Source organism: Streptomyces anandii JCM 4720 (assembly GCF_014650655.1).
Lineage (GTDB): Bacteria > Actinomycetota > Actinomycetes > Streptomycetales > Streptomycetaceae > Streptomyces > Streptomyces anandii.
The window spans coordinates 45679-53272 of the sequence record NZ_BMVJ01000017.1 but is presented as its reverse complement, the minus strand read 5'-3'; the positions used below and the strand labels follow the sequence as shown (position 1 = coordinate 53272).

Sequence of the window (7594 nt, the reverse complement as noted above, 5' to 3'; positions counted from 1 at the left end):
GACCGCGTCCTGTCCGCGCGCGGACTGGACACCCTGATCCGCAAGATGCGCGAGAACGAGCAGCGGATCGCCAACGGCAAGGGCGCCACCCGCGAGAAGGCCCTCAAGCAGTACGAGCGGCAGGAGACCGAGTTCCTCACCAAGGGCGGGTACGCCGCCGAGGCCGAGGCCGCCACCATCGCCGCCGCGCTCAACCTGCCCGACCGCGTGCTCGGCCAGCCCCTGCACACACTCTCCGGCGGTCAGCGGCGCCGTATCGAACTGGCCCGCATCCTCTTCTCCGACGCGGACACCCTGCTGCTGGACGAGCCGACCAACCACCTCGACGCGGACTCGATCATCTGGCTGCGCGACTACCTGAAGACCTACCGCGGCGGCTTCATCGTGATCTCCCACGACGTCGACCTGGTCGAGACGGTCGTCAACAAGGTGTTCTACCTCGACGCCAACCGCTCCCAGATCGACATCTACAACATGGGCTGGAAGCTCTACCAGCAGCAGCGCGAGGCCGACGAGAAGCGCCGCAAGCGCGAGCGCGCCAACGCCGAGAAGAAGGCCGCCGCGCTGCATTCGCAGGCCGACAAGATGCGCGCCAAGGCCACCAAGACGGTCGCCGCGCAGAACATGGCCCGCCGCGCGGACAAGCTCCTCGCCGGCCTGGAGGCCGTCCGCCAGTCCGACAAGGTCGCCAAGCTGCGCTTCCCCGAGCCCGCGCCCTGCGGCAGGACCCCGCTGATGGCCGAGGGCCTGTCGAAGTCCTACGGCTCGCTGGAGATCTTCACCGACGTCGACCTGGCCATCGACAAGGGCTCGAGGGTCGTCATCCTCGGCCTCAACGGCGCCGGCAAGACCACGCTGCTGCGGCTCCTGGCGGGCGTCGAGCAGCCGGACACCGGCGCCGTCGTCCCCGGCCACGGCCTCAAGCTCGGCTACTACGCCCAGGAGCACGAGACCCTGGACCCCGACCGCACGGTGCTGGAGAACATGCGCTCGGCGGCCCCGGACATGGACCTCGTCGAGGTCCGCAAGGTGCTGGGCTCCTTCCTCTTCTCCGGCGACGACGTCGACAAGCCGGCCGGGGTGCTCTCCGGCGGCGAGAAGACCCGCCTCGCGCTGGCCACCCTGGTCGTCTCCTCCGCCAACGTCCTGCTGCTCGACGAGCCCACCAACAACCTCGACCCGGCCAGCCGCGAGGAGATCCTCGGCGCGCTGCGTACCTACAAGGGCGCCGTCGTCCTCGTCACCCACGACGAGGGCGCCGTGGAGGCGCTCCAGCCGGAGCGGATCATTCTGCTGCCCGACGGGGTCGAGGACCTGTGGGGCTCGGACTACGCGGATCTCGTCGCCCTGGCGTGATCCAACGACCGGTCAACGACTGATCAACTGCCTATGGATCATTCGGCCCATCGGTGATCCACCATCTGTGTGAGATCTCCTCGTATCGAGGTGTGTCGTACATGGATTTCACGGCCGAGCCCTTATGCGCCAAGGGCTCGGCCGTTCCGCGTCTGTGACCTGGCACTTCGTGGAAGAACCCGTTCGGCGGTACGGGCGCCGGTGTGTGGAAGCGGCAATTCCGCTTGTGGGGACGCACTCCTGTCGTCACAAGCGGGTCTTACGGACCTTGCCGAATGGGTGGCCATCGCGCCCCGGAGGGGTGATCATGAGGAGACCAGAGCGCACTTCCCATGAGGAGGCACGGGTGGCCGAGACTCTGAAGAAGGGCAGCCGGGTGACCGGCGCCGCGCGCGACAAGCTCGCGGCAGACCTGAAGAAGAAGTACGACGCCGGTGCGAGCATTCGGGCGTTGGCCGAGGAAACCGGCCGCTCGTATGGCTTCGTCCACCGGATGCTCAGCGAGTCGGGCGTCACGCTCCGTGGGCGTGGCGGGGCGACGCGGGGCAAGAAGGCCGCGTCGGCCTGACCGACCCCGGGCGGCCCATCGGCTTCGATGGTGGCCACCCGGTCGGTCCACCGATCGGCCGGGTGGTTACTGTGCAGTCACTTACGATGCCCCGCAGGGTATCGAGGACGACCGCACCCACCGGAGGCGCCCCATGGCTTCGCCCGAACACGACATCGATCCGGTAATCGACCCAGTACTCGAGCCGGTACTCGACAAGGACGGCGTACGGCTCACCGTCGACGACGCGATCGCCACGGTGACGCTGACCAACCCGGCCAAGCGCAACGCGCAGAGCCCCGCTCTGTGGCGCGCGCTCACCGAGGCCGGTCGGCTGCTGCCGGGCTCCGTCCGGGTCGTCGTGCTGCGCGGTGAGGGCAAGTCCTTCTCCGCGGGGCTCGACCGGCAGGCGTTCACGCCCGAGGGCTTCGACGGCGAGCCGTCCTTCATCGACCTCGCGCGGGGCTCCGACGCGGAGCTGGACGCGACCATCGCCGAGTACCAGGAGGCCTTCACCTGGTGGCGGCGCAGCGACCTGGTGTCCATCGCCGCCGTCCAGGGCCACGCCATCGGGGCGGGCTTCCAGCTGGCGCTCGCCTGCGACCTGCGGGTCGTGGCGGACGACGTGCGGTTCGCCATGCGCGAGACCAGTCTCGGGCTGGTTCCCGACCTCACCGGCACCCATCCGCTGGTGGGGCTGGTCGGGTACGCCCGTGCGCTGGAGATCTGCGTGACCGGCCGGTTCGTCACCGCCGAGGAGTCGGTGCAGACCGGGCTGGCGAACCTCGCCGTCCCGGCCGACCAGCTCGACGGTGCGGTACGGGACCTCGCCTCGGCGATCCTCGCCGCGCCGCGCGACGCCGTGATCGAGACGAAGGCCCTGCTCCAGGGTGCCCAGGGTCGTTCCTTGGAGGAACAGCGCACCGCCGAACGCGCCTCCCAGGCCCGCCGCCTGCGAGACCTGGCCGGCCTCGGCGACTGACCCCGCGCGGGGTGTTGCCCGCGCGGGCCGGCGTCGGCGGTGGGCGGCGAGCGGTGGGCCGTCGCTGTCGCCGGGGCCGGCAGCGCGCGGCCGACTGCCCGGCGGGAACCGGCGCGCCGCCGAACACGCGGCCCACGGCGGCCACCTGCGAGACCTGGCAGGCCTCGGCGGCCGAACCGCGGCCTGCGGCCGTCCCCTACGGCTGCGCCGCCCGCTGTGCGTGACACCCGCGCGGGCACGCCGGTCGGCGCGCGTGCGCCGGACGCCGGGTCGGCGACGGCACGGCGCGCGTGCCGCCCCTCCCGCCCGCTCGCCGAGCCACCGCAGCCGCCCGCCGCGGCGCAGCGGCCGCGGCGTCCGGCTGCCGCGCCGTCGTCCGGCAGCCGTAGCCGGCAGCGCGGCCCCGCCGTGGCCGCCGCGCCACCACCCGGCCGCGGCGTCCGGCTGCCGCGCCGTCGTCCGGCAGCCGTAGCCGGCAGCGCCGCCCCGCCATCGCCGTCCGGCAGCCGTCGCGGGCCGCGGTAGCGCGGCCCGCCTGGCCGCCGCAGCGCCGTCCGGCGGCTGCCGTCGGCCGTCGCGGCGCCCCCACTGCGGCCGGCGCCCGGCGCGGAATCGCCGCCGTGCCGTCCGGCAGCCGCAGCCGGCCGTCGCCGGGACGACCCGCAGCCGGCCGTCGCCGCGACGGCCGCTGCGGCTGTCGGCTCGTCGGCCGGGGTCGGCTCGCGCCGGTATGTCAGAAGCCGTGTCGCATGCCGCCGTCGACCGGGAGCATGATGCCGGTCAGGTAGGAGGCCGCGGGGGACAGGAGGAAGGCCGCCGTGCGGCCGAACTCCTGGGGGGTGCCGTAGCGCCGTAGCGGGATGCGCGACTCGTTGGCCGCGCGGGTGGCCTCCGGGTCGGCGGACAGTCCGTCCAGCTCGCGGACCCGGTCGGTGTCGATGCGGGCCGGCAGCAGTCCCACGACCCGGATGCCGCGCGGCCCCAGCTCGTCCGCGAGGGACTTGGCGAACCCGGCGAGACCGGGCCGCAGACCGTTGGAGATGGTCAGCCCGGGGATCGGCTCGTGCACCGAACCGGACAGCACGAAGCCGATGACGCCGCCCGCCTCCAGCTCCGCGGCCGCCGCCCGCGCCAGCCGCACCGCACCGAGGAACACCGACTCGAACGCCGACTGCCACTGCTCGTCGGTGTTGTCGGCGACGAAGCCGGGCGGCGGCCCGCCCACGCTGACGAGGACTCCGTCGAAGCGGCCGAAGTGGTCGCGCGCCGCCGCGATCAGCCGCTCCGCGGCGCCGGCGTCCGCGTTGTCCACGGCCACCCCCAGGGCGTCCGGGCCGAGTTCGGCGGCCGCGTCGGCGACCCGCTTCCCGTCGCGCCCGGTGATGACCACCTTCGCCCCGTCCGCGACCAGTTCGCGCGCGGCGGCGTTGCCCAGTCCGCGCGTCGCCCCGGTGACGACGTACACCCGGTCCTTCAGTCCAAGATCCATGGCCCCTATCCTGCCTCTTCGTCCCTGTACAGGGCGAGGGCGGTGTTCACCAGGCCGATGTGGCTGAACGCCTGCGGGAAGTTGCCGAGCTGCCGGCCCCGCACGGCGTCGTACTCCTCGGACAGCAGCCCCACGTCGTTGCCGAGCCCCACCAGCCGTTCGAACAGCTCCCGCGCCTCCTTCGTACGGCCGGTCATGTGCAGCGCGTCGGCCAGCCAGAACGAGCACACCAGGAACGTGCCCTCGCCCCCCGGCAGCCCGTCCACGGCCGTCCGGTCGGTGCTGTACCGGCGTACGAAGCCGCCCTCGCCGAGCTCCGCGCGGACCGCGTCGATGGTGCCGACCACCCGCGGGTCATCGGGCGGCAGGAAGCCCACGCGCGGGATGAGCAGCAGCGCGGCGTCGAGCTCGCGCGAGCCGTAGTACTGGGTGAACGTGTTGCGTTCCCGGTCGTAGCCCTTGTCGCACACCTCCCGGTGCACCTCGTCGCGCAGCGCCCGCCAGCCGTCCAGGTCCCCGCGCAGCGACGGGTCCTCCTCCAGCGTGCGCACCGCCCGGTCGGCGGCCACCCACACCATCACCTTGGAGTGCACGAAGTGGCGCCGGCCGCCCCGCACCTCCCACAGCCCCTCGTCGGGCCGCCGCCACGCCCCGCGCAGGAAGTCCAGCAGCGCGCACTGCATCGACCATATGTGCGGCTTGGCGGACAGTCCCGAGCGCCGGGCCAGCGACAGCGAGTCCATGACCTCGCCGTACACGTCCAGCTGGAGCTGCCTGACGGCGTCGTTGCCCACGCGCACGGGCGCCGACCCGGCGAAGCCGGACAGCCATGCCAGTTCGTACTCCGGCAGCCGGCGCTCGCCCGCGAGCCCGTACATGATCTGCAGGTCCGCCGGGTTGCCCGCGACCGCGCGCAGCAGCCAGTTCCGCCAGGCCTCGGCCTCCTCCTGGTAGCCCGCCGACAGCAGCGCGCCCAGGGTGAGGGTGGAGTCGCGCAGCCAGCAGTACCGGTAGTCCCAGTTGCGTACGCCACCCAGCTCCTCGGGCAGGGAGGTGGTGGGGGCCGCGACGATGCCGCCGGTGGGGGCGTAGGTGAGCGCCTTGAGGGTGATCAGGGAGCGTACGACGGCGTCGCGGTGCGGGCCGTCGTAGCGGCAGCGCGCCGCCCAGGCCCTCCAGTCCGCGACGCTGTGCTCCAGGGCCTCGTGCGGGTCGATCAGCGGCGGGCGCGGATCGTGCGAGGGGTGCCAGGTCAGTACGAACGCCACCTTCTCGCCCTCGGCGACGGTGAACTCCGCGTGGGTGCCGAAGTCCTCGCCCCAGGTGCGCACCCGGGGCTCGCTGCGCAACCACGCCGAGTCCGGTCCGGCGACGGCCACCCGGTGGCCGTCGGACCTGCGCATCCAGGGGATGATCGAGCCGTAGTCGAAGCGCAGCCGCAGGGTGCTGCGCATGGTCACCCGGCCGCTCAGTCCCTCCACGACGCGTACGAGATCGGGGGCGCGGTCGCGCTGCGGCATCAGGTCCGTGACGCGTACGGAGCCCTCGGGGGTGTCCCACTCGGTGTCGAGGACGAGGGTGTCGGGGCGGTAGGCGCGCCGGGTGCAGGGCGCCGTGGCGCCCTTGGGGGCGATGCGCCAGTGGCCGTTGTCCTCGTCGCCGAGCAGCCTGGCGAAGCAGGCGCCGGAGTCGAAGCGGGGCAGGCACAGCCAGTCGACGGAACCGTCCCGGCCGACCAGGGCGGCGGTCTGTTCGTCACCGATGAGCGCGTAGTCCTCGATCCGCGGATGCACGGATGTCCGGATTCCCGGCGGACCCGCCCGGCAATCAGCCCGCACCCCCGCGCGGGTGGCGCGACGAGGATCGCGTGCCCGCGCGGGTGGTGCGGCGCGCGGATCGCGTGCCCGCGCGGGGTGATGCGCCGGGGCGCGGACCCGGGTGGCTCAGGCGGACTGCCGGCCCGCCGGGGCGGGGGACTCCGCCTCGGCCTCGGGCGACTCCTTGGCCGCCCGCGCGCGCTCCCGCGCCTCGCGGCGGGCGAGGACCGCCCAGCCGAGGGGAACGCCCGCGGCGAACACCCACCACTGCACCGCGTACGGCAGGTTGATGTCGCCGACGCCGATCCAGCTGGCGTCCTCCTTGGGGGAGGGGATCAGCTCGGGGCTGCCGCCCTTGGGGGCGGGGGCGGTGAGCTCGATGTAGCCGCCGAGCATCTCCTTGGCGGACGCGGCGCCCGCGTCGCGCAGTTGGGCGCCGATCTGTTCGCTGTTGATCAGCAGGACCTGGCGGTCGGGCAGCCCCTTGACGTTCTTGATGCCGCTCGCGGCCGTCGTCTCGTCCTGCATCAGCCGGCCGGTCACGGTGATCTCACCGGCCGCGGGCGCGGGGACGTCGGGGAACGCGGTCTGCGAGGCGGGGGAGGGGATCCAGCCCCGGTTGACCAGGAGCGTCCTGCCGTCGTCCAGCACGAAGGGGGTCAGGACGTGGTAGCCGACCTGGTCGTCCGCGTTGGTGCGGCGGCGCACCACCATCTCGTGTGCCGTGTCGAAGCGGCCCTTGGCCGTCACCCGGCGGTAGATGTCGTCGTGCGCGACCGATCCGCCGACCGAGGTGAGCGACTCGGCGGGCACCGGCTCCGCGGCCAGCGAGGCGTTGATCACCTTGTTCAGCGCCTGCCGGTGGTCGTGGCGGTGCAGCTGCCAGAAACCCAGCCAGATCATCGTGGGGATGAGCAGCAGGGCCATGAGGGTGAGGATCACCCACTGGCGGGTCAACAGGAAGCGGTACACCCCACGACGGTACCTCCTGGGCCGTGGGGTGTTCCGCCAGGGGTGTCCCCGGACGCCGCCGGTGTCCCGTGTGCCAAGGGCGCCCCGGCCGCGGCCCGCTCACACCCGGTCGACGATTCCGACCCTCCCCTCCGCGCGGGCGCAGTGCGCGCCGCAGTACCAGTGGCCGTCGACGTCGACGCCCTGCCCGATGATCTGCACACGGCAGTGCTCGCAGATCGGCGCCATGCGGTGGATCGCGCAGGCGAAGCAGTCGAAGACGTGCACCGAGCCCTGCGCGTGCACCTCGAAGGTCATTCCGTAGTCATTGCCGCATACTTCGCATCTCGCCATGCGCCACAGCGTGAGCCCCGCTCCCCGCGCGGGCGAGCGGGCGGCGGGCGAGTCGCCCGTCAATCACCCGTACGTCGGTCAGCCGCCCGCCGTGCCCC

The 7594-nt window shown here is 73.1% G+C and carries 7 protein-coding genes; 3 read left to right on the top strand and 4 right to left on the bottom strand.

Translation table 11 applies throughout. The features are described from left to right. The 3 genes from IE249_RS26230 to IE249_RS26220 all read left to right on the top strand — a co-directional run. Positions 1-1356: ABC-F family ATP-binding cassette domain-containing protein (locus tag IE249_RS26230; RefSeq protein WP_229859295.1), on the top strand; the 1356-nt coding region annotated here is incomplete at its 5' end. 346 nt (positions 1357-1702) lie between these two features. Then, positions 1703-1924, top strand: a complete 222-nt coding sequence (locus IE249_RS26225) for a helix-turn-helix domain-containing protein (RefSeq protein ID WP_018567695.1) — start codon at positions 1703-1705, stop codon at positions 1922-1924. Between the two features lie 133 nt (positions 1925-2057). Next, positions 2058-2885: an enoyl-CoA hydratase/isomerase family protein gene (locus tag IE249_RS26220; protein WP_189708544.1), complete on the top strand. Its 828-nt coding sequence runs from the start codon at positions 2058-2060 to the stop codon at positions 2883-2885. Positions 2886-3618: 733 nt separating this feature from the next. On the opposite strand, the gene IE249_RS26215 is transcribed toward IE249_RS26220, so the two are convergent. From IE249_RS26215 to IE249_RS26200, 4 genes are all read right to left on the bottom strand, one after another. Continuing rightward, a complete protein-coding gene (locus tag IE249_RS26215) occupies positions 3619-4374 on the bottom strand; it encodes an SDR family oxidoreductase (RefSeq protein ID WP_189708542.1) in 756 nt (251 codons plus the stop codon). Between the two features lie 5 nt (positions 4375-4379). Then, positions 4380-6167, bottom strand: coding sequence for a glycoside hydrolase family 15 protein (locus IE249_RS26210; RefSeq protein WP_189708541.1), 1788 nt, complete (start codon positions 6165-6167; stop codon positions 4380-4382). A gap of 150 nt (positions 6168-6317) precedes the next feature. Continuing rightward, positions 6318-7163 (bottom strand): SURF1 family cytochrome oxidase biogenesis protein, encoded by an 846-nt coding sequence (locus IE249_RS26205; protein ID WP_189708539.1) that lies wholly within the window; start codon positions 7161-7163, stop codon positions 6318-6320. 99 nt (positions 7164-7262) lie between these two features. Then, positions 7263-7496 carry a metallothionein gene (locus IE249_RS26200; protein WP_189708537.1) on the bottom strand — a complete coding sequence of 78 codons (234 nt, stop codon included), beginning with the start codon at positions 7494-7496 and terminating at the stop codon, positions 7263-7265. Between the last annotated feature and the right edge of the window lie 98 nt (positions 7497-7594).